We start from the raw sequence: 26134 nt of genomic DNA, 5'->3' as shown, positions 1-26134 counted from the left end.
CCCGGGTGCGGCCGACGCCGCCGACCCGGTCACCACGATGGCGACCGCTGCCGCCACCGCCCCGATTCGATGTCCCGTCGTCCTCATCGCGTCCTCCTCGCTCGTCGCCCGTTCGGGCGTTCCGGAGGTCCACGGTCCCGGTACCGGCGATCCGGCACCTCCCTCCGGAGAGCTATCCCGGACCCCCGAGCGGGTTACCCGGCCGGCCCACCGGCCGGGGCAATCCGATGCCAGCGGTGCGGGCACCGGGTCGCGCGGCGGCGCACACCGGGGTCCGTCCGCAAGCGAGCGAAGCTGACTTGCACCACTACCGGCAGGAAAGCAACGGCAGCACGAATAACCATGAAGGTGGACGAAGCACACGGGATAGAGCGCTCTCACGAAGGAACCTTTACCATCCGATATTGACGCCGTCTTATGGTCACCGGGAGGATCGGGCCTGGCGCGCACCCCGACTTCGTTCTGGAGGGCTCGACATGCGTCCACACTCGCGATCCCGAACACCACTGATAACCCTGCTCACCGGCCTGCTCGTCGTCTCGCTGCCGCCCACCGGCGCGGCGTCAGCGGCGCCCGCCGGGTCCACCGACCCCGCCTCCGTCGCCGGCTCCGGCGGCCACGGCGGCAAGCCCGACTACCGCAATCCGAGGCTGCCGATCGACCGGCGGGTCAACGACCTGCTCGGCCGGATGACCCTGCCGGAGAAGGTCGGCCAGATGGCCCAGGCCGAGCGGCTGGCGGTGGACGCCGACCCGACGCTGGTCGCCCAGTGGGGCCTCGGCTCGCTGCTCTCCGGCGGCGGCTCCATCCCCACCCCGAACACCCCGGAAGCCTGGGTGTCGATGATCAACAGCTTCCAGCGGCAGGCGTTGAGCACCCGGCTGGGCATCCCGATCATCTACGGCGTCGACGCGGTGCACGGGCACTCCAACGTCTACGGCGCCACCGTCTTCCCGCACAACATCGGTCTCGGCGCGACCCGGAACCCGGAACTCGTCCGGCAGATCGGCAAGGCCACCGGCGAGGAGGTGAAGGCGACCGGCATACCGTGGAACTTCGCCCCCTGCCTCTGCGTCTCCCGGGACGAGCGCTGGGGCCGGGCCTACGAGGCGTTCAGCGAGGAACCGGGGCTGGTCGGCGAGATGAGCAGCTACGTCGACGGGCTGCGCGACGCCGGGGTGCTGGCCACCATCAAGCACTACGCCGGGGACGGCGACACCGAGTACGACCAGGCCGCCGCCGACGCCAACGAGAGCCTGCCGTCCGGCTCCCAGCGGTACGTCATCGACCAGGGCGTCACCGTCACCACCCGGGCCGACTTCGCCCGGACCAACCTCGCGCCGTTCTGGACCGCGCTGCGCCGGCATGACGTGGACAGCGTGATGCCGTCGTTCTCCAGTGTGGACTGGATCGAGGACGGCGTCGGCAACCCGGTCAAGATGCACGCGCACAAGGAGCTGCTCACCGACGTGCTCAAGGGGGCGCAGCGGTTCAAGGGCTTCGTCATCTCGGACTGGGAGGGCATCCACCAGATCCCCGACCCGGACGAGCCGACCGTGGCCGGGCTGACCGCGTACAAGGTGCGTACCTCGGTCAACGCCGGCATCGACATGTTCATGGTGCCGAACAACGCCAAGCAGTTCATCGACCTGCTCCTCGCCGAGGTGCGGGCCGGCCGGGTCAGCCAGGCCCGGATCGACGACGCGGTACGCCGGATCCTGCGGGCCAAGTTCGAGATCGGCCTCTTCGAGCGCCCGTACGCCTCCGCCGACGACGTCGACGAGGTCGGCAGCCGCGAGCACCGGGCGCTGGCCCGGCGGGCGGTCGCCGAGTCGCAGGTACTGCTGAAGAACAGCGACCGGGCACTGCCGCTGCGTAAGGACGCCAAGATCTACGTCGCCGGCCGGAACGCCGACGACATCGGCAACCAGGCCGGCGGCTGGACCATCACCTGGCAGGGCGCCTCCGGCGACATCATCCCGGGTACCACCATCCTGGAGGGCATCCGTGAGGTGGCGCCGCGCGCCCAGGTCACGTACAGCGCGGACGGCTCCGCCCCGACCGCCGGCTCGGACGTCGCCGTCGTGGTGGTCGGCGAGACGCCGTACACCGAGGGCTTCGGTGACGTCGGCGGGCCGGAGTGCACCTGGTGCACGACGCCGCAGCAGGAGGCGAAGTCGCTCTCCCTCCAGCCCGGCGACAAGGCGGTCGTCGACAAGGTCTGCGGCGCGATCGACACCTGTGTGGTGCTCGTCGTCTCGGGCCGGCCGCAGGTGCTCACCGACCAGCTCGGTCAGATGGACGCGCTGGTCGCCTCCTGGCTGCCCGGCAGCGAGGGTGCCGGCGTGGCCGACGTCCTCTTCGGTCGTCGCCCGTTCACCGGCAGGCTCTCGGTGAGCTGGCCGCGCAGCGAGGCGCAGGTGCCGATCAACGTCGGCGGCCGGGACTACCGCCCGCTCTTCCCGTACGGGTACGGGCTGCGGACCCGCTGAAACGGCTCCGACGAGTCGCCGCCGCCGGCCCCGTGACCCGGGCACCGGCGGCGGCGCCGTCCACATCGGACGGGCCCCCGCCGTACTGGCCGGGGGCGCGTAGAGTGATCCGCGCCGATTCCCCGGAGGCCGGAGGTGACCGTGGCGGGATTGCGGGACTGGACGACCATGTTTCGGGTGCACCGGCGCGGCCGGCGGGCCGCTGCTCTGGTCGCCCGCGGGCAGCTCGCCGCCGCCGCCGAGGCGCTGACCGAAGCGGTCTCGCTGGCCCGGCGGCAGTGGGGGGACGCCAACCCGCAGTCGATCGCGCTGCTGAGCAACCTGGTCGACGTACGGCGGGGGCTCGGCGAGTTGGCGGAGGCGGGCGAGCTGGGCGAACGCGTGGTGGAACTCTCCGGCCGGGTGCTCGGCGACGACCACCCGGTGACCTGGTACGCGGTCAACAACCTGGCCCTGGTGCTCCAGGCGTCCGGCGACCTGCCCCGGGCCCGCGAGCTGCACGAGCGGGAGCTGGCCGCCGCCCGCCGACTGCGCGGCACGACCCATCCCGAGACGCTCACCTCGATGGACAACCTCGCCCAGTGCCTGTTCCGGTCGGGCGAGGTCGACGCGGCGTACGAGCTGGCCGCCGAGGCGGTCCGGCTGTCCCGGGAGGTACGCGGCGCGGGTGATCCCGACACGCTGATCGCGATCGACAACCTGGGCGTGTTCGCCGGCGCCCGCGGTGACCTCGCGCTGGCCCGGCAACTGCACGAGGAGGCGGCCGAGGGGCTGCGGCACGCCCTGGGCGAGGAGCACCCGCACACGGTCACCGCGCTGGCCAACCTCGCCGAGAGCCGGCGCAGCCGACCGGAGACACCGCCGACGTCCTCTGCTTGAATACCGTGCCATGGATTCCTGGTTGGTTCCTGTCGTCGCGCTCCCCCTGCTCGTGCTGGCGCTGACCGAGATGTCGTCGGCTGCCCGGCGCCAGCGGGAAACCACCGCCCGGCTCCGCCGGGTCGAGGCCAAACTCGACCTGGTGCTCGGGAATCTCGGCCTCGCCCTGCCCGAGCCGGCGCTGCCGCAGGTGGTGGCGCACCTGGAGCGGGGAGAGAAGATCGCGGCCGTCAAGGCGTACCGGGAGGCCACCGGCGAGGGGCTGCGGGAGGCGAAGGAGGCGGTGGACCGGCTCGCCGCCCAGCGCGGACTCTGACCGGGTCCGGGCCGCGACGACGGGCGGGGGGTCCCGGGGCGCCGGCGGAGGGGCCGCGGATCCGTCGGACCGCCCCGATAGGGTCCGGCCCGTGACGAACATCGACTGGTCCGGGGTACGCGACCGGGTGGCCGCGCTCTCCCGTGCGCCCGACGCCAAGGTCTTCGGCGCGAACGGACACGGATGGCGGCTCGAACCACCGCTCCGCCCGGCCGAGCTGGCGGAGTTGGAGGAGCAGCTCGGCGTGCGGCTGCCGGAGGACTACCGTGGCTTCCTGCTGGAGGTGAGCCGGGGCGGGGCGGGCCCGTTCTACGGCCTCTTTCCGCTGCGCCGGGTGGACGGTCGCTGGCGCTGGGAGGGTGACGGTGCCGACCTCACCGAGCTCGCGACCCTCGCCGAGCCGTTTCCGCACACCGGCCCGGTCAACCCGGCGGCCGAGCTGCCGGAGCCGCCGGACGAGGAGGACTTCGGCACGGTCGAGGAGTTCAACGCGGCCGAGGACGCCTACTGGGAGCTGCACGACCGGGTGGCGTACGACCCGTCGCACACGGTCGGCGCCGTCTACCTGTGCCACCTCGGCTGCGCGTACCGGCAGATGCTGGTGGTCAGCGGCCCGGAACGGGGCGCGATGTGGGCCGACGACAGCGCCGACGACGGCGGCTTCACTCCGCTGGCCGGCCCGCACGGCGAGCGGGTCGGCTTCGCCCGGTGGTATCTCGACTGGCTCGACGAGGCGACCGCCAAGGCCGCCGAGCCGCTGCGTTAGCCCGATCCACCGGACCGGGGCCGTCGGGCAGCCTGCTGGTTACCGCCCGACGGCCCCGGCGGGGACCGGCCAAGGGACGGATCAGCCGGTCGCGCAGGCCGCGCCGTTGAGCGTGAACGACGTCGGCCGGGGGTTGCTGCCGGTGGAGATGCCGTTGAATCCGAAGCTGGTCGAGGCGCCCGGGGCGAGCGTGCCGTTGTAGCCGAGGTTGGTGGCGGTGACCGCCGTACCGGACTGGGTCACGGTCGCCGACCACGCCTGGGTGATCCGCTGTCCGGCGGTGAGGGCGAACTCCAGTGTCCAGCCCTGCACCGTGCTCGTCCCGGTGTTGGTGATCGTGATCGTGCCGCTGAACCCGGTGCTCCACTCGTTGCCGGTCCAGCCGATCCGGCAGCCGCCGGCCGGGCCGCTCGGGGTGGTCACCGAGACCGGCGCCGACGCCGTCGAGCGGTTGCCGGCGGCGTCCCTGGCCACCACGTAGAACTGGTACGCCGTCCCGGCCGCCAGCCCGGTCACCGCGAACGTCGGCGTGGCCGCCGAGCCGAGCAGGACGTCGCTGGCGCCGTTCTCCCGGTACACGTCGTAGCCGGTGACCCCGACGTCGTCGGTGGCGGCGGTCCAGCTCAGGGTGGCTCCGCCAGCGGTCACGGCGGCGGCGGTGGGGGTACCCGGCGCGCTCGGCGCGGTGTTGTCCGGAGCCGACGGTGCCGGTTCGGCGCCCCAGATCAGCGCGCCGCCCTCATAGAGCGCCAGCTTCGGGTTCGGCCCGGCGGCGGCCTGGTACGACGGGTCGTTGCTCGGATCCCAGGTGCCCCCCTCGGGCACCCCGATCTTGAACTGCACCTCCATCCGGTGCGCCGACTGGCCGGCCGGGGCGATGGTGTAGCCGGAGCAGTCGACCTCGACGTACCAGATGTCGCCGGAGAGTTGCCGGGCGCTGGTCGGTGCCGGGCAGCCCTGGGTGTAGCCGCTGGTCACCTGGATCGCGCTGCTCCCCTCGGGCCGGAAGTAGTACCGGAACGAGGAGTCGGTCAGCGCCCGGGCCGGGTAGGCGGACTTGTTGTAGACAATCGCCTTGATCCCGGTCGCCCTCGGCTCGGCCTGCATCACCGTGGTCTCCACGGTGATCTCGTCGATGTCCGGCGTCTCGGCCGGCGGGAAGTTCGCCAGCGGCGTGCCGCCGTACTCGGAGATCAGCCGGGCCAGCGCGGAGGTGAGCCCGGCGTTGTAGTCGGTGGCGACCTCGTTCATCACGTAGTCCGACCGGCTGTCGGTGTACGCGTCGTTCGGCGAGGAGGGCCCGCCGACCAGCGCGCCGTAGAGGGTGTGCCGGGTCGCCTCCGGCACCTGCATGCTGTCCCACCAGGAGCCGTGTGCGGTGCGGTGGTGCGGGTTGCGCGGCGGGTTGGCACCGAATCCGATCATGTAACTGGAGTTGCGCGGGTTGTCGCCGAGGGCGTAGTTGATCTGCCGGACCGCGAAGTCGTGGTAGCGGGTCTTCCGGGTCGCGTCGGTGGTCTTGTCGCTGTAGACCAGGGCCGCGAACGCGGTGTTGGCGGCGTACCGCAGCGCGCCCCAGGTGTCCAGCACCGCCATCCCGCCCGGGGAGGTACGCACCTTCTCCCCGTTCACCCCGACGGTCCAGTAGTCGAGCCAGCGGTTCGCGTCGTCGACGTACTTCTGCTTCCCGGTCAGGTTGGCCAGCAGCACGTACGCGCCGAACTGCTTGTTGTCCCAGGCCACCGTCCACTTGTAGAGCCGGTTGCTCTGCTGCGGCTCGGTGCCGAGCCGGTCGTACTCGGTCTCCGCCTTGGTCAGGTAGCTGGCGTCCCCAGTGGCCCGGTAGAGCCAGATCGCGCCCCAGACCAGTTCGTCCTGATAGCCGCTCCAGGACCGGTAGAAGTTCGTCACGTCGGTGATGCACTCGTGGTAGGCCCGGCGCACGCTGTCGGCGAAGCTGTAGAGCTGGCGGGCGTGCGTGACCAGCCGGTCCGCGTAGGCCGGGTCGGTGGGCCGGAACACCATCGAGGAGGCGGCCATCGCCGCCGCCGTCTCGCCGGCCAGGTCCGAGCCGCCACAGCTCGCGTCGATCTTGTACGCCGGCCGCGCCATCGGCAGCACCTCGGCCGGCCCCCACCACTTGTGGTCGTCGTCGCCCTTGCCGACCTGTCCGTAGAGGACGTTGGCCGACGGGTGCGCCCTGATGAAGTAGTCGTTGACGAAGCGCAGGTTGTTGAGCAGGTGCGGGAGCTGGCCGGAGGACTGGTACCCGCTGCGGTACTCGACGGCGCCCCAGGCCAGCATGGTGGCGCTGAACGCCATCGGGAACCCGAACTTGACGTGGTCACCGGCGTCGTACCAGCCACCGGTGAGGTCCAGCCGGACGTCGGAGCCGTCGGTCAGCGCCGAGTCGCCGCGCCAGGAGACCCGGTTCCAGTCGGGCAGCGCGCCGGACTGCTGCGCCTCGTAGAAGTAGAGCGACTTCTGTAGCGCCTCGGCGTAGTTGAAGGCCGGCGCGGCGGCCGGGGCCGGCGCCGATCCGGTCGCGGCCGGCGCGCCGGCCGTCGTCGGCACGTCGGCGGCGGCCGGCGCGACCCCGGTCAGCACCGCCGCCGCGGCGGCGGCCAGTGCCGTGGCGCCGGCGGCCACCGCGCGGAGGTACCAGCGGCCCGGCCGCTGGCCGCGGTCGGGCCGCTGCCGGCCGTCCGGTCGCTGCCGACCGTCGAGGCGTTGCCGGGCGCCTGGCTTGGGCCGGGGACCGGGCCGGGGACGTTGCCCGTTCGGCCGGGCCGGGGCAATGCGGTCGCGCACTAGAATCGCTCCTGTCCGTGGAGCCGCGCGCGGCGACGCGTAGCGGAGGACACGAGGGGCGGATGTGGGCGCATCCGCCCCTCTCCCTGCGCGGTGCACGACGCGGGTGCTGGGGCCTGGGAAAACTGTGCTGCGGTGGTGCCGGGCGAGGGGTTTGGATCTCGGTCCATCGGAGCCCGGGAGCGCTCCCATGGATAGCAGACAATGTAACCGCGCCATTGCCGGTTTGTGAAGGACCCAAACCGGCGACACCTCCGGCCGCCGGGCAGCGAAGGGCCACCGGGATGTCCAGAGGAAAGCCCTTTCCTCTTCGTTGACGATCCTCACAGCATCCAAAACCCTCGATGACAAGACATCGTTTTCCCAGCTCAGTGGGCTGATCGGCGACTCAGCTAGCCGGATGCCCGGGCCAACCGGCGGGACTCCCGTCCTGGGATACGGGCGTACGGTTGCCGCCGCCGCGCGCCCCGGGAGACAGTACGCCCAGATCAGGGAGACAAAACCCCAGATCAGCGGTGCCATCGACGCCGCCGCACGCTGATCGTTCCGGCCCCGGCGAGCCCTGCACACCGACGGCTCAGCCGGCCGACGACCCTGAGGAGACAGCGATGGCACTGCGCCTTGCCGACGGCACCGCCTGGCCGGAGACCCTGGCCCGGGCGGTGCGGACGACCCCCGAAGCGTTCGACCTCGACGCCGGCCGACCCGACGGCACCGTCACGCTGCGCAACCTGATCGAGGGCGGCTGGCAGTCGGTCGGTACGCCCAGCCCGGTGCGTACCCCGGTGGACAGCACCGTACTGGCCAACCTGTCCCGGCTGGACGCGGAGTCGGCCCGGGCCGCCGTCGCGTTCGCCTCGGCCGAGCACCGCGACTGGGCCGAGACTCCGCTGGCCGACCGCAAGGCCCGGGTGGTCGAGGCGCTCGACGAGCTGACCGTGCACCGGGATCTGCTGGCCCTGCTGCTGGTCTGGGAGATCGGCAAGCCGTGGCGGCTGGCCTGCGCGGACGTGGACCGGGCGCTGGACGGCGTGCGGTGGTACGTCGAGGAGATCGACCGGATGCTGGCCGACGGCCGGGAACCGCTGGCCGGGCCGGTCAGCAACATCGCGAGCTGGAACTACCCGATGAGCGTTCTGGTGCACGCCGAGCTGGTGCAGTTGCTCGCCGGCAACGCGGTCATCGCCAAGACGCCGTCCCAGGGCGGGGCGGTCTGCCTCACCGTGGCGCACGCGCTGATGCGCCGGGCCGGACTCCCCGCCACCCTGCTCAGCGGCGGTGGCGAGGAACTCTCCGAGGTGCTGGTCCGGGCCCCCGAGATCGGCGCGGTGGCCTTCGTCGGCGGCCGGTCCAACGGCGGCAAGGTCGCCGCCGCGCTGCTCGACACCGACAAGCGGCACATGATCGAGCAGGAGGGGCTGAACGCCTGGGGCATCTGGGAGTTCTCGCAGTGGGACAGCCTCGCCAAGCACCTGAAGAAGGGTTTCGAGTACGGCAAGCAGCGCTGCACGGCGTACCCGCGCTTCGTGGTGCAGCGGGAGCTGGTCGACCAGTTCCTCGACATGTACCTGCCGGTGGTCCGCTCGGTCCGGTTCGGCCACCCGCTGGCCGTGGAGGAGAGCTGGGCCGATGGCGACCCGCTGCCGGAGCTCGACTTCGGCCCGTTGATCAGCGCCGCCAAGGCGGACGAGCTGCGCCGCAGGGTGGACGAGGCGGTCCGGGGCGGCGCGGTGCCGCTCTACCGGGGACGCCTGGACGGGGCCCCGTTCCTGGCCGGCCAGGACACCTCGGCGTACGTGGCCCCGTCGGTGCTGCTGGCCCCGCCCGGCCGGTCCCGGCTGATGCACGCGGAGCCGTTCGGCCCGGTCGACACCATCGTGGTGGTGGACACCCCGGACGAGCTGCTGGCCGCGATGAACGCCAGCAACGGCGCCCTGGTGGCCAGCCTCGCCTGCGACGACGAGGAGAAGGCGGCGAAGCTCGCGGTCGACCTCCAGGCGTTCAAGGTGGGTATCAACAAGCCCCGGTCCCGGGGCGACCGGGACGAGCCGTTCGGCGGCCGGGGCGCCTCCTGGAAGGGCGCCTTCGTCGGCGGCGACCTGCTGGTGCAGGCCGTCACCGTCAGCTCCTCGGCCCAGCGGCTGTACGGCAACTTCCCGGACTACAGCAGCTACCCGGCCACCTGACAGCCCGGCCACCCGTCAGCCCGGCCACCTGAGAGCCCGGACGCCCGGCCACCGGCCGGGCACCCGGGAAGGGGCCCCTCCGGCCGTCCTACCGGAGGGGCCCCTTCCGTCTCGCCCCAGTCAGGCGGTTCCGCCGGTCCGGTCCCGAACCAGGACCGGACCGCCGGGTCTGTGCCGCGCCGCTACGCCTCGGCGGCGGCGGGAGTCTCGGCGGCGGAGACCGGCACGGCCCGCGGGTCGTGCAGCGGGACCGTGACGGTCAGCAGCTCGCCGTCCCGGTCGACCGCGCCCGGCCGGCAGAGCCGGTCCAGGAGGCGCAGCATCCCCACGTTGTCGGCCGGGGTGTGCGCGAGCAGCGCGGCGTAGCCGGCCCGGGTGCCGTACCCGACCAGGCGGCGCAGCAGCGCGGCACCGAGGCCGCGGCGCTGCCAGCCCTCCTCGACCAGCAGGGCGAGTTCGGCGAGCACCCCCTCGGGCGCCAGGTTCGCCATCGCCACCACCCGCTCGGGCTGACCGTCCGCGCCACCGGGCAGCGCCAGCAGCGTTACCCCGTGCGCCGGGGAGAGCAGCCGGCGCAGCCGCTCCGGCGGCGCCGCACCCCGCCCCGGATAGCGCCGGAGCAGGCTCCGCGCCGCGCAGCGGTGGTGCATCGCCAGCACCGCCGGCAGGTCGTCGGGGACGGCGGGACGTACGGTCAACTCGGCGCCGTCCGGCAGCACCAGGGTCACCCGGTCGGCGGCCTGCCGCGCCACCGCACCGGCCAGGTCCACCAGCGCCTGGGCGCGGGCGTACTCGGCCGGGGTGAAGCTCGGGGCTGTCCGGAGCACCTCGAAGGAGCCGCCGCACGGGTCGGGCAGCCGCATCGTCCCGGCGCCGTGTCCCGGACCCGCCGGGCCGGAGGCCACCGGCCGCCAGGTGACCGAGTCGGCGTTGAGCAGGCTGCGCAGCGACTCGCCGAGCCCGTCCGGATCGCGTACCAGCCGGCTGGCCAGGCCGAGTGCCCGGGTCGGCTGGTCGGCCAGGCCCTGCGCCTCGCTGCGGGCCACCCAGCAGTTCCGCCCGCGGCCGCGCTCCACCGCCGCCACCAGGTCGTCCGCGGTCAACTCGGCCGGCGCGTCCACCAGGAAGTCGTCGACCGCCCCCGCCTCGGTGGTGTGCACCTGGACGGTGAGGATGTTCACCCCGCGCAGCGCCAGGCTGGCGGTGAGTACGGAGAGGAATCCCGGCCGGTCGGCCACCGTCGCCCTGATCCGCCACAGTGTCATCGCAACTCCTTTCCGATGCCAGCCTGCCCGCCTGCTGTTACCCGTCGATTGCCCAGCCGTGACGGGTCATGATCGCCGGCAGTCGCCCGCTCGCCGGGGCGAAGGCGGCCGGACCTACCGGCGCCACGGCGGAGCCGGAGGCCAGCGCCGCGGTCATCTCCGGTCCACCGGGCGGACCGGGCTTCGCCGGTGCCGCCGGCCCGGCCAGCGTCTCTCGGCCGGGGAAGGCGCGCTGCGCCGCTGCCGCAGCCGTCGCCGGTACCGCCACCGGCGGCATCGCCAGCGCCGGAGCCGACCCGTCCACCTCCGATGGCGGGGCCGGCTCGGTCGCCGCCGGTGGCGCGCTGACCAGGTCGAGCCGGTCGCCGAGGATCGTCGCGGCGGCCCGCACCAGTTGGGCGATCCGGTCGACCTCGGTGACGTGGAAACCGGCCGCCGCCAGCCCGTCGCCGTCCACCCGGGCCAGCATCAGCACCAGCCCCGCCCGGCCGAACGGGGCGACCGCGTAGTGGGTGCCGGCCGGTCCGTTCACCGAGCGGGCCCGCAACGGGGTCACCTCGGGCAACTGGAGCGGGCTCGGTGCCCGCCAGCTCGCGTACGCCACCGCGGGCGCGCCGCTGCCCCGGACCGTCCCCGCGCCCATCCCGGTCCGCGCCGCCCAGTCCGCCGGCACCACCGCCGCGGCGGCCCAGTCGGCGGCCAGCAGGCCGGGTACCGCGTCGACCAGCGTGGCCAGCCCGTCGGCCGGGTTCGCAGCGATCTGGGCGAGCAGCTCGGCGTCCTGTCCCCCGCCGGTCGGCGCGCCGATCGCCCGCCACATGCCGTTGACCCGTACCCCCGGAATCGCGCCGAGTCCGGCACAGAGCCGGTCGACCCGGGAGGCACCGGGCCAGACCACCGTGAAGTCGTCGACGGCTCGACCGCCCAGCCGCTCCAACACCACCACCGCAACGATGTCGGCACCCGCGACGCCCAGCGTGCGAGCGACCTGACCGAGCGTTCCGGGTCGATCCGGCAGGGTCACCCGAACCCTCAGCAACATGTCCGTCCCCTCCGTCGGCGGACCGGCGCGCGTTCCGCCGGCGAGCTGTCAACCAGGCTGCCCGATGACCATTTCGCCCCTGTTGCAGCGGCATGTCCCGGCAGCAACAACCCGTGTTCGCCCCGAAGACGTACGGTGCCGCCCCGGGCGGGCCAGCTCGGCGAGGCCCCGGTCCCTTCCCCGCAGCGGAGCGGATGCTGCGCCCGGCGGCCCGGGCTTGACTCCGACCGCCAGATGCCATCAACTGTCGGGATGACCGATCCGCCGGCCACCGCCGTCCGGCCGGAGCCACCCGCCGGGTCGCCGTCCGGGCTCGACCTCGACCGGCTGGCCGGGCATCTCGCGGCGCACCGCCCCGACCTGCTGACCGGCCCGCTCCGGGCGGAACTCATTGCCGGCGGCCGGTCCAACCTCACCTACCTGGTCCGGGCCGGCGACCAGGAGTTCGTGCTCCGCCGGCCCCCGCTCGGGCACGTGCTGGCCACCGCGCACGACATGGCCCGGGAGTTCCGGGTGATCTCGGCACTCGCCCCGACCGGGGTACCGGTGCCGGCCGCCCTGCTGCACTGCGCCGACGAGGCGGTGCTCGGTGCGCCGTTCTACCTGATGGCCCGGGTCCCCGGGGTGGTCTACCGGAGCCGGAGCCAGACCGACCCGCTGACCCCGGCCCAGCGCCGGGCGCTCGCACTGGTCATGATGGACGTGCTGGCGACGCTGCACACCGTCGACCCGGCCGCCGTCGGACTGGCCGACTTCGGCCGGCCGGAGGGCTTCCTGGCCCGGCAGGTACGCCGCTGGGGCGGGCAGCTCGACCGGTCCCGCAGCCGGCCGCTGCCCGGCATCGACGAGCTACGCCGACGGCTGGCCGCGACCGCGCCGGACGGCTGCAACGCCGGGCGGATCGTGCACGGCGACTACCGCCTGGACAACCTGATCGCCGAATGCGGGCCCGCCCCGGGCGCCACGTCGGAGAGCCCGGCGGTGACGATCCGGGCGGTACTCGACTGGGAGATGGCCACCCTCGGCGACCCGCTCGCCGACCTCGGCCTGCTGCTGACCTACTGGGAGGTGCTCGGCGACTCCGACGCGGCCGACGGCAACCCGGTCGCCGACGGGCTCGGTCCGCGCGCCGGCTTCCCCTCCGGCGCCGAGCTGATCGACCGGTACGCGGCCCGCAGCGACGTCGACGTCGGCCCGCTGGACTGGCACGTCGCGCTGGGCTGCTTCAAGCTCGCCGTGATCTGCGAGGGCATCCACTACCGGCACACCCTGGGGCAGACCGTCGGCGAGGGGTTCGACCGGATCGGCGCCCTCGTCGCCCCGCTGGTCGCGTACGGCCTGGCCGCGTTTCGCCGAAACTGACCAGCCTGCTGCCGGAAGTCGCGGCCGAGCCGGTCAACCGCCGGACCCACCCGGGACCGCCGCACCGGCGCCCGCACCGGCCCGAGAGGCACACACCGGAAAACCCGCCGAGCTGAACTGCCGAGGAGCACCGATGGACTTCGGGTTCGACGCGCGCACCGCCGAGCTGCACGAGGCGCTGCACGACTTCCTGACCGACCGGATCCTGCCGGCCGAGCCGGTCCACGCCGAGCAGGTCGCCGCCGCGACCGACCCGACGACCGGGGCCGGACAGTGGAGCCGGCCACCGATCATGGCCGAACTCAAGGCCGAGGCCCGGCGCCGGGGACTGTGGAACCTCTTCCTGCCGCATCCCGAGTACGGCGCCGGGCTCAGCAACCTCCAGTACGCCCCGCTCGCCGAACTGACCGGCCGCAGCCCGCACCTGGCCCCGGAGGCGCTCAACTGCGCCGCCCCGGACACCGGCAACATGGAGCTGCTGGCGGACTTCGGCAGCCCGGCGCAGCGGGAGCGCTGGCTGCGCCCGCTGCTCGACGGCGAACTGCGCTCGGCGTTCTGCATGACCGAGCCGGAGGTGGCCTCCTCGGACGCGACCAACATCGCCACCCGGATCGAACGGGACGGCGACGAATACGTCGTCACCGGGCGGAAGTGGTGGTCGACCGGGGCGATGGACCCGCGCTGCGGGATCTTCATCGTGATGGGCAAGACCGATCCGGAGGCGCCCCGGCACCGGCAGCAGAGCATGGTGCTGGTGCCGCGGGACGCCCCGGGCGTGACGGTGCGGCGCGGCCTGACCGTCTTCGGCTACTCCGACGGCGCGCACGGCGGGCACGCCGAGGTGAGCTTCGACGGCGTACGCGTGCCGGTGGACCATCTGATCGGCGGGCCCGGTGACGGCTTCGCGATCGCCCAGGCGCGGCTCGGTCCGGGCCGGATCCACCACTGCATGCGCCTGGTCGGGATGGCCGAACGCGCCCTGGAACTGCTCTGCCGGCGGGCCGCCGCGCGGGTGGCGTTCGGCCGGCCCCTGGCCGAGCAGGGCGTGGTGCAGGAGTGGATCGCCGAGTCGCGGGTGCGGATCGAGCAGGCCCGGCTGCTGGTACTGAAGACCGCCTGGCTGATGGACACGGTCGGCAACAAGGGCGCGCACACCGAGATCCAGGCGATCAAGATCGTGACTCCGGCGATGGCGGAGTGGGTGATCGACAAGGCGATCCAGGCGCACGGCGGGGCCGGGGTCAGCCAGGACACCCCGCTGGCCGCACTCTGGGCCGGTGCCCGTACCCTCCGGCTCGCCGACGGCCCGGACGAGGTGCACCGGGCCGCGCTGGCCCGCCGCGAACTGCGGCGCTGGACGGGCGACTGAGACATCCGCCTGCGGCGCGCCGCCAGGCCCGCAGCCCGGCCGCCCGGCCGGTCAGCCAGACAGCCCGGCCCCCGGCCGGTCAGGCAGACAGCCCGGCCGCCCGGCCGGTCAGGCGGAGGTGCGGTGCACCAGGTGGGTGTCGAGCAGCACGTACGGCACCTCGCGCTCCTCCCGCCGGATCCGCGAGACGAGCAGCCTGGCCATCTGCCGTCCCATCTCCTCCATCGGCTGGAAGACGGTGGTCAGCGGCGGCTCGGTCTGCCGGGCGATCGGGGCGTCCTCGAAGCCCACCACCGCCACGTCCTCGGGGACCCGCCGGCCGGACTCGCGCAGCGCCCGCAGTGCACCGCAGGCCATCAGGTCGGAGGCGACGAAGACCGCGTCGAGGTCGGGGCAACTGTCCAGCAGCCGGCGCATCGCCGCCGCACCGCTGGTCTCGCTGAAGTCGCCGTACGCGATCATGGCCTCGCTGACCAGCCCGCCGCTTTCCCGTACCGCCTCCTGGTAGCCGGCCAGCCGGGCCACGCCGACCCCCATGTCCTGCGGGCCGGCGATGGTCGCGACCCGCTTGCGGCCCTGCCCGACCAGGTGCTCGACCGCCTGCCGGGCGCCACCGGCGTTGTCCACGTCGACGAAGTACGCCCCGGACGGGTCGCCGAGCATCCTGGCCGGCCGGCCGCCGAGCACGGTCGGCAGCCCGCGCTGCTCCAGCAGGGTGGGCAGCGGGTCGGCATCGTGCAGCGAGAGCAGGAGTACGCCATCCACATGCTGGTTGGTCAGGTGGTGCTCGACCCGCTCCCGCTCGGCCGGTGACTGTGCCATCGCCAGCCAGAGCTGCATCGGGGTCTCCAGCAGTGCGGAGCTGATCCCGCGCACGATACCGGCGAAGAACGGCTCGCCGAAGACCCGCTCCTCCGACTCGGAGACCACCAGGGCCACCGAGTCGGTCCGCTGGGTGACCAGGGCCCGGGCCGCCCGGTTGGGCACATAGCCCAACTCGGCGATGGCCCGCTGCACCGCCGCCCGGGCCTCCGGGCTCACCTGGGGTGAACCGTTGACGACGCGGGACACGGTGCCCCGCCCCACTCCGGCGCGGGCGGCGACCGCATCCAGGGTGGGCCGCCCGAGCGAGCGGGTGCGCTGGGTTGTCATCGTCTGTCCCTCCGACGTCGGATGTCCGGCACCGAACCCGTGCGGGCCGGTGCCGGGCACCCCCAATACTGGCTGACCACGCCTATTGAACCTTCCTCGACCTGGGCAGCGCCTCGCCTGCGTCCCGATGTTCAGTCGGGGGCACGACGAACCGCGAACAGAGGTCGAAGGTTCATTGTGCGGCCAAACCGTTACGTCGGATGACGTCGGCGTACCACCTGGCGCTCGACTTGGGAATCCGGCGCTGGCTGTCGTAGTCGACGTAGACCATGCCGAATCGCTTGGTGTAGCCCCACGCCCACTCGTAGTTGTCAAGCAGTGACCAGGCGAAGTAGCCCCGCAGCGGCACTCCGGCGGCGATCGCCGCGTGGCAGGCCCGCAGGTGCGCGTCGAAGTAGCCGAGCCGGTCGGCGTCGTCGATCCGGCCGTCCACCACCTCGTCGACGAAGGCGGAGCCGTTCTCGGTGATGTAGACCGGCAGTTCCGGGTATTCCCGGTGCACCCGCTCCAGGGTCTCGACCAGCCCCGGGGCGTCGATCTCCCAGTTCATGTCGGTCACCGGCATGCCCCGGGTGACGAACCGGACCTGCTCGCTGCCGGGCCAACTCGACTGGGCCCGCCAGTACGGCTCCGGCTCGACTCCCTCGACCGGGGCCGCGACCACGTGCCGGCTGTAGTAGTTGATGCCGAGGAACGACATCGGGGTGGAGATGGTCTCCAGGTCACCGTCCTGGACGTGGCCGAAGTCGGTCACCGGGGTCAGGTCGGCGACGACGTCCGCCGGGTAGCTGCCGCGCAGCACCGGGTCCAGGAAGATCCGGTTGGCCAGCCCGTCGATCCGGCGGGCCGCGTCGGCGTCGGCGTCCGAGGAGGTCTGCGGGGAGACCGCGTACAGGTTGAGGGTCACCCCGACCTCGGCGTCCGGCCGGGCCGCCCGGATCGCCCGGGTGGCCAGGCCGTGCCCGAGCATCAGGTGGTGCGCCGCCCGGACCGCCTCGCCCGGATTGGTACGCCCGGGCGCGTGCGCCCCGGAGCCGTAGCCGAGGAAGGCCGAGCACCACGGCTCGTTGAGGGTGATCCAGTGCCGGACCCGGTCACCTAGGGCCGCGACGGTCAGCTCGGCGTACTCGGCGAACCGGGCGGCGGTGTCCCGGTTCGGCCAGCCCCCGGCGTCCTCGATCGCCTGCGGCAGGTCCCAGTGGTAGAGCGTGATCCACGGCTCGATGCCGTGCTCCAGCAACTCGTCGGTCAGGCGCCGGTAGAAGTCCAACCCGGCCTGGTTGCCCGGGCCGTGCCCGTCCGGCTGGATCCGGGGCCAGGCCACCGAGAGCCGGTACGCCTTCAGCCCCAGCTCGGCCATCAACTTCACGTCGTCGCGGTACCGGTGGTAGTGGTCGCAGGCGACGTCACCGGTGTGCCCCTGCACCACCCGCCCCGGGGTGTGGCTGAAGGTGTCCCAGATCGATGCGCTTCGACCGCCCTCATGCACCGCACCCTCGATCTGGTACGCCGCGGTGGCCGCGCCCCAGACGAAGTCGGGGGGAAAGGTGGCGCCCTCACCCTCCTCGAGCAGTTGCGTGGACAGTGGGCTCGCGGAGTTGCTCACGACTTGACGGCGCCTTCCATGATGCCGCCGATGATCTGGCGGCCGAAGATGATGAACACGATCAGCAGCGGCAGGGTCGCCAGCGCGGTACCGGCGAACAGAGCTACATAATCCGTCTGGTACAGGCCGGACGAAAGGATCTTCAACGAGTACTGCACCGTCGGCGTGTCGGGGGTGAGCACGACGAACGGCCAGAGGAACTCGTTCCAGGTCTGCATGAAGGTCAGCAGGCCGAGTACGGCCGCCGCCGGACGCAGCGCCGGCAGTACGACGTTCCAGTAGACCCGCCAGGTGGAGCAGCCGTCGAGCCGGGCGGCCTCGATCAGCTCGTCGCTGATCGCCGACATCGCGTACTGGCGCATCATGAAGACTCCGAAGCCCTGGACCAGGAACGGCACGATCACCGCCTGGAGGGTGCCGGTCCAGCCCAGCTCCACCATCATCAGGTAGAGCGGGATGATGCCGAGCTGGGTCGGGACCATCATGGTCAGGATGATCACCAGCAGCAGCGCGTTGCTGCCCCGGAACTTGAGCTTGGCGAAGGCGAAACCGGCCAGGGTGGAGAAGAAGATCACCGAGATGGTCACCACGGAGGAGACCACGGCCGAGTTGACCAGGCCGTAGAGGAACGCGGCGTCCTCGTTGGCCAGCATCCGGTCGATGTTGCTGAACAGCTTGCCGCCCGGGGTCGGCGGCATCTCGTAGACCGCGCTGTTGTCCCGGGAGGCGATGATGAACGACCAGACGATCGGGAAGACCGAGAGCACCGAGCCGATCACCAGCGCGAGGTAGGTCAGCGGGCTGGCCTGCCAGAGCCGGGCTCCGGGCGCGCCCCGGCCACGGCGTCGGCGGGACGGCTGCGGCGTCGGGCTCACCGTGCGGGGCAGGGTCTGGATGGTGGTCACTTCTGCTCCCCCTTGACCGAGCGGCGGACCATCGCAAAGTTGATCAACGCGAAGATGACGATCATCAGGAAGAGCAGCCAGGACATCGCGGCGCCGGACCCGTACTCGAAGTTGCCGGTGAAGGTCCGCTCGTAGATGTACATCGCCAGGGTCTGGAACTCGTTCGAGGCGCCGCCGCGGATCAGCCCGAAGCCGTACATCAGGGGCTCGGTGAAGATCTGCAGCCCGCCGATGGTGGAGATGATGATCGTGAAGAGGATGGTCGGCCGGATCAGCGGCACTGTGATCTTCCAGAACTGCCGCCAGGTGGAGGCGCCGTCCAGGGACGCCGACTCGTAGAGGTCCTTGGGGATGGCCTGCATCGCACCCAGGTAGATCAGCGCGTTGTAGCCGGTCCACCGCCAGTCGACCATGAAGGCGATCGCGAACCAGGAGGCGTAGCGGTTGTCCCGCCAGGCGACCGGGTCGATGCCGACGGTGCCGAGCAGCCAGTTCACCAGGCCGTACCGGTCGGCGAAGATCAGCGCGAAGATGATGCCGACCGCGGCCACCGAGGTGATGTTGGGGATCAGGATCCCCATCCGGAACAGGGTGCGGCCCCGCATCTGCCGGTTCAGCAGGTTGGCGATCATCAGCGCCACCACGAGCTGCGGCACGGTGCTGAGCACGAACATGCCGAACGTGTTGTAGGCGGCGTTCCAGAACTGCGCGTCGTCCAGCAGGACCCGGTAGTTCTCCAGCCCGACGAACTCCTTGGTGCCGCTGAGCAGGTCGTACTCGAAGAGCGAGACGTAGACCGTGTAGAGGACCGGGAAGAGGCCGAAGACCCCGAAGAGGATGAAGAACGGGGCGACGTAGAGGTACGGCGAGTACTTGATGTCCCAGCGCCCGAGGCGGTACGACCGCCGGCGGTGCGTCGGTTCCGGGGTGGGTGGCGTGGCAGCGTGCCGTGGTGGTGCCGCGCCGACGACAGAGCTCATTGCGGGGTCCTTCCGGGGAGGTGGACCGGCCGGTGACCTCGCGGCGGTGCCCACACCCTTCCCGGGTGTGGGCACCGCCGCCGGCCCACGGGCACTCCTCACCCGTGGGCGCGGCAGGTCACCGGTCGACCTAGCTGGTCAGCTTCTTGGCCTCGGCCATCGCCTTCTTCCAGGCGGCGTCCGAGCTGAGCTGGCCGCGCTCGGCCGCCTGCATCTGCGGCTCGACCACCGTCTCCCAGATCTGCTGGTGCTTGGCGCCGAGGAAGACCGGCTTCATGTTCTTGACGCTCTCGCCGAAGATCTCGCCGGTCGGGGCGCCGCTGAAGTACTCGCTCTTCTTGTCCTTGAACGCCGGGTCCTCGATGCCGGCGATGTCGGACGGCATCGCACCGGCCTCCTTGAACGCCGCCAGGTGGCCTTCCTTGCTGGTCAGGTACTTGGCCAGCAGGTACGCCTCCTTCGGGTGCTTGGTCTGCGCCGGCACCGCGAGGTAGGAGCCACCCCAGTTGCCGCCACCGCCGGGGATCTTGGCGATGTCCCACTTGCCGGAGTTCGCCGGGCCGGACTTCGGGGCGATGACGCCCTCGGTCATCCACGCCGGGCACGGGATGGTGGCGAACGCCGAGTTCTTGAAGGCGGCGTCCCAGTCGGCGCTCCAGCGCTGCGCCTTGGCGGTCAGCCCGTCGGCGGCCATCTGCAGGCCCATGTCCCAGGTCTGCTTGACGACCGGGTTGGTGTCACCGATGAACTTGTTGTCCTTGTCGAAGAAGAACGTCTCGGAGTTCTGCATGACGTGCGGCTGCATCAGGCTGGTCGCGCTGTCCAGCCAGGCGGCCTTGGCCTTGCCGCTGGCCTTGAACTCCTTGCCCAGCGCGATGTAGTCCTGCCAGGTGCTGATCCGCTTGGACACCTCTTCGCGGTCGGTCGGCAGGCCGGCCTGCTGGAAGAGGTCCTTGCGGTAGCACATGGCCAGGCCACCCACGTCGGTGCCGAGCCCGATCAGCTTCTTGCCGTCCGGGGTCATGGCGTTGTTCCACTTCCACTCCGGGAAGTTGGCCTTCAGCTCGTCCGCCCCGAGTTCCAGCAGGTTGGCGAACTTGTCGTGGTTCTGCACGTACCCCAGCAGCACGCCCTCTTCGAGCCCGACCACGTCGCCGGCACCGCTGCCCGCGGCGAGCCACTGCACCAGCTTCGGCTGGAAGTCCCGCAGCTCGCCCATCTTCTGGTGCTCGACCTTGATGTTGGGGTTGGCGGCCTCGAAGTCCTTGATCGCCTGGTCGTAACCGAAGTTCTGGAAGGTCTGCAGGACCAGCTTGACCTGTCCCCCTTCGCCGGTGGACCCCTCGTTGTCGCTCTTGCTGCACGCCGTGCTGCCGAGAGCCACGCCCGCGGCGAGCGCGGCGACCGCGACGGTGCGGAGCCGGCGCCTGATGACGCTCATCCCTGACCCCTCTCAGGTGGGTAATTCGAGTTGTGGTGGTGGCGGAGATTCGTGTGTGTCCAGCGGTGCTGCTGGTGCTGGCTTGTTCCGGTGGCGCTTAGGTGCGTGTGTCCGCCCGCCGACGGCGCCGGGCGCAGGGCCCGGCGCCGTGCGATGGGGATTCGGTTTGACGCCGCGTCAGCGATCGTGTGGCCTCGGCCACAAACCGCCGGGAGCGCTCCCATGAGATTGCCGGGGCGTTTCGGGGGTGTCAATGGACATCTGGGAGCGTTCCCATTTCGTTACCGTCGGCGCTGGGTCACTCACCCGCAAAGCGGGGCGTTATCCCCGAGGTAACGGGCAGGCCGACGTCCGGGCCAACCGGCGGGTAGCCAGATCCGTCCCGGCAAGCGATCTCGACACCGGAGGGGTCCGCACGGGGCGCGCGACAGCCGGCGGCACGCTGGCAGCGGAGGCGACGGCCCGACGCCACGCGGCCGGCGGCGGATCAAGCGGTACCGGGCCCACCCGGCACCGCTCCACAGTGGCCGGCGGCCGGCCGGCGGCCCGGTACGCCCCGGCGTTCCCGGCCACGGCCGGGCGTACCCGGGGTCAGCTGAGCCAGCGGGCCAGGGTGCTCGCCCGGGCCGGGTCGAAAGTCGACGGATCGAAGGGCCGGCCGAGCCAGGCGCGCAGCGAATCGTGCTCCGGATGAGCCGGGTCGGCCATCGCGGCGAGGAACCGCCGGTAGCCGTACGGGCCTCCGACATCCTCCGGCGGGCAGGCCCCCGCACCGGCGGAGCAGACCGGGTAGCGCTCGTCGGGATCGGCGCCGAAGACGTCCTCGACGATCACGTCGTGCTCCCACCAGTCGCCGAAGTCGTAGGTGTAGAGGAAGCGACCGCCCTTGGTCGCCACCGCGTCCAGCCGGGTATCCAGCTCGTCGCGGAGCGTCAACTCCCCCTCGGCGTCCGGCACCCCGTACTGCACACCGTCGATGTCGAACGAGTGCAGGTGACAGTTCTGCCAGCCCAGTACGGACTGGAACACCCGGTGCACCCGGTCCAGGGTGTAGCCGCCCGGCACCAGCACCCGCCGCCAGACCGGCGGTGTGACGTCGGCGAGCGACACCTTGAGCTGGAAGATCTGACGGCGCATCGTCTCCCACCCTCTCGGCATAGGCTACCGGCATGATCTGCCGAGCCTGCCGGGACAACAGGCACGACGACTGCCGGGGCCGCAACTGGTGCGACTGCCAGCACCGTACCCCCGCACCCGTCCCTCCGGTCACCGGTCCGGCCAGCGAATGACCGGGAATGTCGGAATAACCCGGCTGTGGCCTGCCCCGGCGGCGACGGCCCTGGACGACCCGGCGCTGATCGCACTCTATCCGCGCCTCGACCGCCCCCATCTGCGGATGAACTTCGTCGCCAGCATCGACGGGGCGGTGGAGTTGGACGGCCACTCCGCCGGGCTGTCCAGCGCGCCGGACAAGCGGGTCTTCGGCCTGCTGCGGATGGTCTGCGACGCGCTGCTGGTCGGCGCCGGCACGCTGCGGCACGAGGCGTACCGGGCGCTCCGGCTGGACGAGCGGCGCCGGGCCTGGCGCCGGGAGCACGGGCTGGCCGAGTACCCGAGGATGGTCGTGGTCTCCCGGGCGCTGAACCTCGACCCGGAGTCGGCGGCCTTCGCGGACGCCCCGGTCCGGCCGGTGGTGCTCACCTCCGAGCGGGCCGAGGCGCCGGCCGGGCTCGCCGACGTCGCCGAGCTGCTGCGCCGCGGCGAGGAGCAGGTCGACCTCGCCGCCGGCCTGGCCGAGCTGCACCGCCGTGGGCTCGGCCAACTGCTCAGCGAGGGTGGGCCGCACCTGTTCGGCTCGCTGACCGCCGCCGCCCTGGTCGACGAGGTCTGCCTCACGGTGGCGCCGATGCTGACCGGCCCGGGCGCCGGGCGGATCACCGCCGGGCCGACCACCACCCCGCACGGGATGTCGCTGCGGCACGTCCTCGCCGCCGGGGACGAGCTGCTGCTCCGGTACGTCCGCGGCTGAGCCCGCCGGCGGCGCCCCGGCTCCCGGGGCACCGCCGCGCGGCCGCTACCCCTGGGCGGCGTTCCAGCCGACGAGTTCGGCCGGGCGGTTGGTGATGATCCCGTCCACGCCCAGGTCGTCGAGCTGCCGCCAGCCGGCCGGGGTGTCCACCGTCCAGACCATCAGCGCGATCCCGGCCCGGTGCAGGTCGCCGACGATCCCGGGGCGGGTGAGGAGCGCCGCCGAGGAGGGGTTGTAGGTGGCCAGGCCGAGCTCGGCGGAGATCGCCACCGGATCGGCGTCCAGGGTGCTGCGGAGCAGCCCGAGCGGCAACTCCGGAGCCAGCTCGCGGGTGTACCGCAGCACGTCGACCTCGAAGCTCTGCACGAGCGCCCGGTCGGTCATCTGCTGCTCGCGGACCACCGCGACGATCCGGGCGACCTCGGCCCGGCTGTGCGCGCCCTTGATCTCCAGCACCAGCCGGCCGCCCCGGGTACGCAGGTCCGCCAACTGCTCGGCCAGGGTCGGCATCCGTACCCCGGCGTAGTGCGGGGCGAACCAGGAGCCGGCGTCCAGCGCCTTGAGCCGGGTACTGGTCAGCGAGCGGATCGCGCCGGTGCCGTCGGTGGTGCGGTCCACGGTCGCGTCGTGCAGCACGAACGGCACGCCGTCGCTGCTCGGCTGCACGTCGTTCTCGATCCAGTCCGCGCCGCCGCGCCGGGCGATCTCCTGGGCGACCAGGGTGTTCTCCGGAGCGGCTGCCGAGGCGCCCCGGTGGGCGATCACCGCGACCGGACTGCCGGGCGGCCGGAGCAGGGCACTCGGGGCCAGCTCGGTGATCCGGACGTCGTCGAAGGAGACGGTGGCGCCGTTGACGAAGAGCGCCTGGCCGGCCGTACCGGAGCGGCGCAGGCTGCCGGTGCGCAGCATCTCCCGGCCGTCGAAGGACCACCGGGCCTGGCTGCCGTGCACCTCGACGGCGACCCGGACGTCCCGGCCGGTGCCGGCGGCGGTCGGCGCGGCGGCGGTGTCGGTCACGTTCCAGGCGTTGCCGGTGGTGCGTTCGGCGAACTCCAGCCCGTTGGCCGCGGTGGTGCCGCTGCGCATGGTGGCGATCCACCACGGGGTCGCCCCGGTCGCCGGTACGTCCAGGCCGAGCGCGGCCCAGCGGGTGCTCGCGGTCACGGACTCGAAGCGTACGGTCGCCTCGAACCGGAAGTGCGTCAGGTACGCCCCAAAGGTGACCTTGTTGTTCTGGCTGGCGCTGGCCGAGGTGCCGTAGAGTCGGCCGTTCTGCACCCGCCAGGTGCCGTCGACCGCGCGCCAGCCGGCCGGCAGGGTGCCGCCGTCGAAGTTCTCCGACACGTGCACCCGGCCCGGCTCGGCGGCGGCCGGCGCGGGGTGGGCGGTGGCGGCGGCTCCGGCGCCAGCGGTGGCGGCCAGCAGCAGGGCGGCCACGAGCACCGAAGTACGCCGGGGCCGGCGGCTGTCGTGTCCCGCCGGTGCCGGCGTGTTGCCCCGGTCCGGCGGCGGATTGAGGGTCATCATGGCGCAGAAGGCTAGTCGGGCACCGGGAGCGGACCGCCAAGATCTGGTTAATCTGCCGCAAAGCAGCCGTGTACGGCCGAGTGCGGGACGAACCCGGCGGCTGCCCGGGTTACCGCCGCGCCGCGTGGCATGGTGTCGTACTAGTGAGGCAGGATGCGACTCGTGTGTCTTGACCAGATTCTCACCTTGACCGGCGCGACACCGACCGGGGCGGCACCGACCGGAGTGGCGCGGTGACCGACAGCCCACCGGAGGATCCGGGCGCGGCCGTCGGCCGGGTGCTGGGCACCGCCGACGCCACCCCGTTGCAGTTCTGGACGGCGGTCACCCCGGGCAGCTACCTCCAGCTCGACGACGTGGTGGTGACCCGGCGCGAGCTGCCCGACCGGGAGCCGGTCACCATCGCCGGGGTGGTCACCCAGGTCCGGGCCCGGCACGAGGGGGCGCAGTTCGACTCCGACGTCTTCGCCATCGCCGACGGCACCCTGCCGGCGATGGTGCAGGAGGCGGCCGAGATCACCACCACCCGGGTGGACCCGGAGTTCTACGTGCCGCCCTCCCCCGGCGCGGTGGTCTACCGGGCCGAGGGCGAGGCCCGGTCGGCGGCGCTGCACTTCGACCGGATGGAGCGCCGGGTGCCGATGGGGATCGGCCGGGACGGCGTACCGGTCTTCCTCAACGCCGACTTCCTGGACGGCAGCCGGGGCGCGCACGTCTCGATCTCCGGCATCTCCGGGGTGGCCACCAAGACCAGCTTCGCCACCTTCCTGCTCTACTCGGTGTTCCGCTCCGGGGTGCTCGGCGGCGACGCGGTGAACGCGAAGGCACTGATCTTCAACGTCAAGGGCGAGGACCTGCTCTTCCTCGACCACCCGAACAGCCGGCTGGACGCGGCGACCACCGAGACGTACGCCAAGCTCGGGCTCTCCGCCGGGGCGTTCCCGGACGTCCGGGTCTACGCCCCGCCCCGGCCCGGCGACTCCTCCGGCACCCCGGACGTGAGCAGCCGGCTCGCCGGAGTCGACAGCTTCTACTGGACGCTGACCGAGTTCTGCGCCGACCGCCTGCTGCCGTACGTCTTCGCCGACGCCGACGACGAGCGCCAGCAATACACCATGGTGGTGCACTCGGTCGCCGCCCACCTGGCCCGGTACGCCCAGCCCGCCGACGGCGGGGTCAGCATCGACGGGGTACGGATCAACTCCTACCCCGACCTGGTCGACCACATCGTCGAGCAGCTCACCGACGACGAGACCCGCTCGGAGTGGGCCGGCAGCGCGGTCAACATGGGCACGGTCAACGCCTTCGCCCGGCGGCTGATCGGCAGCAAGAAGGACCTGGCGAGGTTGATCCGAGGTGATCTCGCCACCCGCCGGCCGCACAGCGTGAACACCGCCGAGAGCGCCCAGGTGACCGTGGTCGACCTGCACAACCTGCCGGACCGGGCGCAGCGGTTCGTGGTCGGGGTGACCCTGAAGACCGAGTTCGAGCGCAAGGAGAAGGCCGGCACCGCGAAGCCGCTGCTCTTCGTCGTCCTCGACGAACTGAACAAGTACGCCCCCCGGGAGGGCTCCTCGCCGATCAAGGAGGTGCTGCTGGACATCGCCGAGCGGGGCCGCTCGCTCGGGGTGATCCTGATCGGGGCGCAGCAGACCGCCAGCGAGGTGGAACGGCGGATCGTCACCAACTCGGCGATCCGGGTGGTCGGCCGGCTCGACCCGGCCGAGGCGTCCCGCCCGGAGTACGGCTTCCTCCCCGCCGCGCAGCGGCAGCGGGCGCTGCTGGCGAAGCCGGGGACGATGTTCGTCAACCAGCCGGACATCCCGGTACCGCTCTGCCTGGACTTCCCCTTCCCGGCCTGGGCGACCCGGGTCTCCGAGGCCGGCGCCGCGCCGACCGGGACGCTCCGCTCGATCACCCAGGCCGCCGACCCGTTCGCGGTGGTCGGCACCCGGTCGGGCGTGCTCTCCGACGACGACATCCCCTTCTAGTTACGGGCGGGCGAG

General features: G+C 72.3%; 18 protein-coding genes and 1 pseudogene. 9 read left to right on the top strand and 10 right to left on the bottom strand.

Annotated elements, in window-relative coordinates; translation table 11 throughout:
• Positions 1-476: 476 nt before the first annotated feature.
• From ACSMXO_RS10400 to ACSMXO_RS10385, 4 genes are all read left to right on the top strand, one after another.
• Positions 477-2492 carry a glycoside hydrolase family 3 protein gene (locus ACSMXO_RS10400; RefSeq protein ID WP_455417511.1) on the top strand — a complete coding sequence of 672 codons (2016 nt, stop codon included), beginning with the start codon at positions 477-479 and terminating at the stop codon, positions 2490-2492.
• Positions 2493-2627: 135 nt separating this feature from the next.
• The gene (locus tag ACSMXO_RS10395) at positions 2628-3371 is read left to right on the top strand and encodes a tetratricopeptide repeat protein (protein ID WP_455417510.1); all 744 of its coding nucleotides are present in this window, start codon (positions 2628-2630) and stop codon (positions 3369-3371) included.
• A 22-nt stretch (positions 3372-3393) separates the two neighbouring features.
• The gene (locus ACSMXO_RS10390) at positions 3394-3687 is read left to right on the top strand and encodes a hypothetical protein (RefSeq protein ID WP_455417509.1); all 294 of its coding nucleotides are present in this window, start codon (positions 3394-3396) and stop codon (positions 3685-3687) included.
• A gap of 91 nt (positions 3688-3778) precedes the next feature.
• Entirely contained in the window at positions 3779-4453 is a 675-nt protein-coding gene (locus ACSMXO_RS10385) for an SMI1/KNR4 family protein (protein WP_455417508.1), read from the top strand.
• 81 nt (positions 4454-4534) lie between these two features.
• Here ACSMXO_RS10385 and ACSMXO_RS10380 read toward each other — a convergent pair whose 3' ends face one another.
• Complete coding sequence (locus ACSMXO_RS10380) at positions 4535-7027, bottom strand: glycoside hydrolase family 9 protein (protein ID WP_455419213.1); 2493 nt, start codon at positions 7025-7027, stop codon at positions 4535-4537.
• A gap of 845 nt (positions 7028-7872) precedes the next feature.
• On the opposite strand from ACSMXO_RS10380, the gene ACSMXO_RS10375 reads away from it, so the two are divergent.
• Positions 7873-9450: an aldehyde dehydrogenase family protein gene (locus ACSMXO_RS10375; RefSeq protein WP_455417507.1), complete on the top strand. Its 1578-nt coding sequence runs from the start codon at positions 7873-7875 to the stop codon at positions 9448-9450.
• Between the two features lie 182 nt (positions 9451-9632).
• On the opposite strand, the gene ACSMXO_RS10370 is transcribed toward ACSMXO_RS10375, so the two are convergent.
• On the bottom strand, positions 9633-10715 hold the full coding sequence (locus ACSMXO_RS10370) for a GNAT family N-acetyltransferase (protein WP_455417506.1): 1083 nt from the start codon (positions 10713-10715) through the stop codon (positions 9633-9635).
• Positions 10716-11040: 325 nt separating this feature from the next.
• Positions 11041-11757, bottom strand: a pseudogene (locus tag ACSMXO_RS10365) (amino acid-binding protein); the annotation flags it as partial.
• Between the two features lie 252 nt (positions 11758-12009).
• Here ACSMXO_RS10365 and ACSMXO_RS10360 point away from each other — a divergent pair.
• Both ACSMXO_RS10360 and ACSMXO_RS10355 read left to right on the top strand, forming a co-directional pair.
• Positions 12010-13119: a phosphotransferase family protein gene (locus ACSMXO_RS10360; RefSeq protein ID WP_455417505.1), complete on the top strand. Its 1110-nt coding sequence runs from the start codon at positions 12010-12012 to the stop codon at positions 13117-13119.
• A gap of 133 nt (positions 13120-13252) precedes the next feature.
• Entirely contained in the window at positions 13253-14488 is a 1236-nt protein-coding gene (locus tag ACSMXO_RS10355; RefSeq protein ID WP_346259544.1) for an acyl-CoA dehydrogenase family protein, read from the top strand.
• A gap of 108 nt (positions 14489-14596) precedes the next feature.
• Here ACSMXO_RS10355 and ACSMXO_RS10350 read toward each other — a convergent pair whose 3' ends face one another.
• The 6 genes from ACSMXO_RS10350 to ACSMXO_RS10325 all read right to left on the bottom strand — a co-directional run bounded on the left by ACSMXO_RS10350 (position 14597) and on the right by ACSMXO_RS10325 (position 21709).
• Positions 14597-15640 (bottom strand): LacI family DNA-binding transcriptional regulator, encoded by a 1044-nt coding sequence (locus tag ACSMXO_RS10350; protein ID WP_346259545.1) that lies wholly within the window; start codon positions 15638-15640, stop codon positions 14597-14599.
• 172 nt (positions 15641-15812) lie between these two features.
• On the bottom strand, positions 15813-17246 hold the full coding sequence (locus ACSMXO_RS10345; RefSeq protein WP_455417504.1) for a GH1 family beta-glucosidase: 1434 nt from the start codon (positions 17244-17246) through the stop codon (positions 15813-15815).
• Positions 17243-18121 carry a carbohydrate ABC transporter permease gene (locus tag ACSMXO_RS10340; RefSeq protein ID WP_346259621.1) on the bottom strand — a complete coding sequence of 293 codons (879 nt, stop codon included), beginning with the start codon at positions 18119-18121 and terminating at the stop codon, positions 17243-17245. The genes ACSMXO_RS10345 and ACSMXO_RS10340 overlap by 4 nt, the downstream gene beginning before the upstream one ends.
• A gap of 26 nt (positions 18122-18147) precedes the next feature.
• Entirely contained in the window at positions 18148-19131 is a 984-nt protein-coding gene (locus ACSMXO_RS10335; RefSeq protein WP_346259547.1) for a carbohydrate ABC transporter permease, read from the bottom strand.
• 130 nt (positions 19132-19261) lie between these two features.
• Complete coding sequence (locus tag ACSMXO_RS10330) at positions 19262-20572, bottom strand: extracellular solute-binding protein (protein WP_346259548.1); 1311 nt, start codon at positions 20570-20572, stop codon at positions 19262-19264.
• Between the two features lie 591 nt (positions 20573-21163).
• Complete coding sequence (locus ACSMXO_RS10325; RefSeq protein WP_455417503.1) at positions 21164-21709, bottom strand: plasmid pRiA4b ORF-3 family protein; 546 nt, start codon at positions 21707-21709, stop codon at positions 21164-21166.
• A gap of 148 nt (positions 21710-21857) precedes the next feature.
• Here ACSMXO_RS10325 and ACSMXO_RS10320 point away from each other — a divergent pair, with 148 nt between their 5' ends.
• Positions 21858-22601, top strand: coding sequence for a pyrimidine reductase family protein (locus ACSMXO_RS10320; RefSeq protein ID WP_346259550.1), 744 nt, complete (start codon positions 21858-21860; stop codon positions 22599-22601).
• A gap of 45 nt (positions 22602-22646) precedes the next feature.
• Here ACSMXO_RS10320 and ACSMXO_RS10315 read toward each other — a convergent pair whose 3' ends face one another.
• Positions 22647-24128 carry a glycerophosphodiester phosphodiesterase gene (locus ACSMXO_RS10315; protein ID WP_455417502.1) on the bottom strand — a complete coding sequence of 494 codons (1482 nt, stop codon included), beginning with the start codon at positions 24126-24128 and terminating at the stop codon, positions 22647-22649.
• A gap of 233 nt (positions 24129-24361) precedes the next feature.
• On the opposite strand from ACSMXO_RS10315, the gene ACSMXO_RS10310 reads away from it, so the two are divergent.
• Positions 24362-26119 carry an ATP-binding protein gene (locus ACSMXO_RS10310; RefSeq protein ID WP_346259552.1) on the top strand — a complete coding sequence of 586 codons (1758 nt, stop codon included), beginning with the start codon at positions 24362-24364 and terminating at the stop codon, positions 26117-26119.
• Positions 26120-26134: the final 15 nt, after the last annotated feature.

Source organism: Plantactinospora sp. DSM 117369, assembly GCF_053764795.1.
Note: the sequence above shows the minus strand (reverse complement) of the source record. Positions and strands in the feature narration are given on the sequence as shown.

What these genes read in the sequence shown, in the direction of transcription:
- ACSMXO_RS10400 (WP_455417511.1), top strand. Translation starts at nt 477, where the DNA reads ATGCGTCCACACTCGCGATCCCGAACACCACTGATAACCCTGCTCACC.
- ACSMXO_RS10375 (WP_455417507.1), top strand. Translation starts at nt 7,873, where the DNA reads ATGGCACTGCGCCTTGCCGACGGCACCGCCTGGCCGGAGACCCTGGCC.
- ACSMXO_RS10370 (WP_455417506.1), bottom strand. Translation starts at nt 10,715, where the DNA reads ATGACACTGTGGCGGATCAGGGCGACGGTGGCCGACCGGCCGGGATTC.
- ACSMXO_RS10360 (WP_455417505.1), top strand. Translation starts at nt 12,010, where the DNA reads ATGACCGATCCGCCGGCCACCGCCGTCCGGCCGGAGCCACCCGCCGGG.
- ACSMXO_RS10355 (WP_346259544.1), top strand. Translation starts at nt 13,253, where the DNA reads ATGGACTTCGGGTTCGACGCGCGCACCGCCGAGCTGCACGAGGCGCTG.
- ACSMXO_RS10350 (WP_346259545.1), bottom strand. Translation starts at nt 15,640, where the DNA reads ATGACAACCCAGCGCACCCGCTCGCTCGGGCGGCCCACCCTGGATGCG.
- ACSMXO_RS10335 (WP_346259547.1), bottom strand. Translation starts at nt 19,131, where the DNA reads ATGAGCTCTGTCGTCGGCGCGGCACCACCACGGCACGCTGCCACGCCA.
- ACSMXO_RS10330 (WP_346259548.1), bottom strand. Translation starts at nt 20,572, where the DNA reads ATGAGCGTCATCAGGCGCCGGCTCCGCACCGTCGCGGTCGCCGCGCTC.
- ACSMXO_RS10325 (WP_455417503.1), bottom strand. Translation starts at nt 21,709, where the DNA reads ATGCGCCGTCAGATCTTCCAGCTCAAGGTGTCGCTCGCCGACGTCACA.
- ACSMXO_RS10320 (WP_346259550.1), top strand. Translation starts at nt 21,858, where the DNA reads ATGACCGGGAATGTCGGAATAACCCGGCTGTGGCCTGCCCCGGCGGCG.
- ACSMXO_RS10315 (WP_455417502.1), bottom strand. Translation starts at nt 24,128, where the DNA reads ATGATGACCCTCAATCCGCCGCCGGACCGGGGCAACACGCCGGCACCG.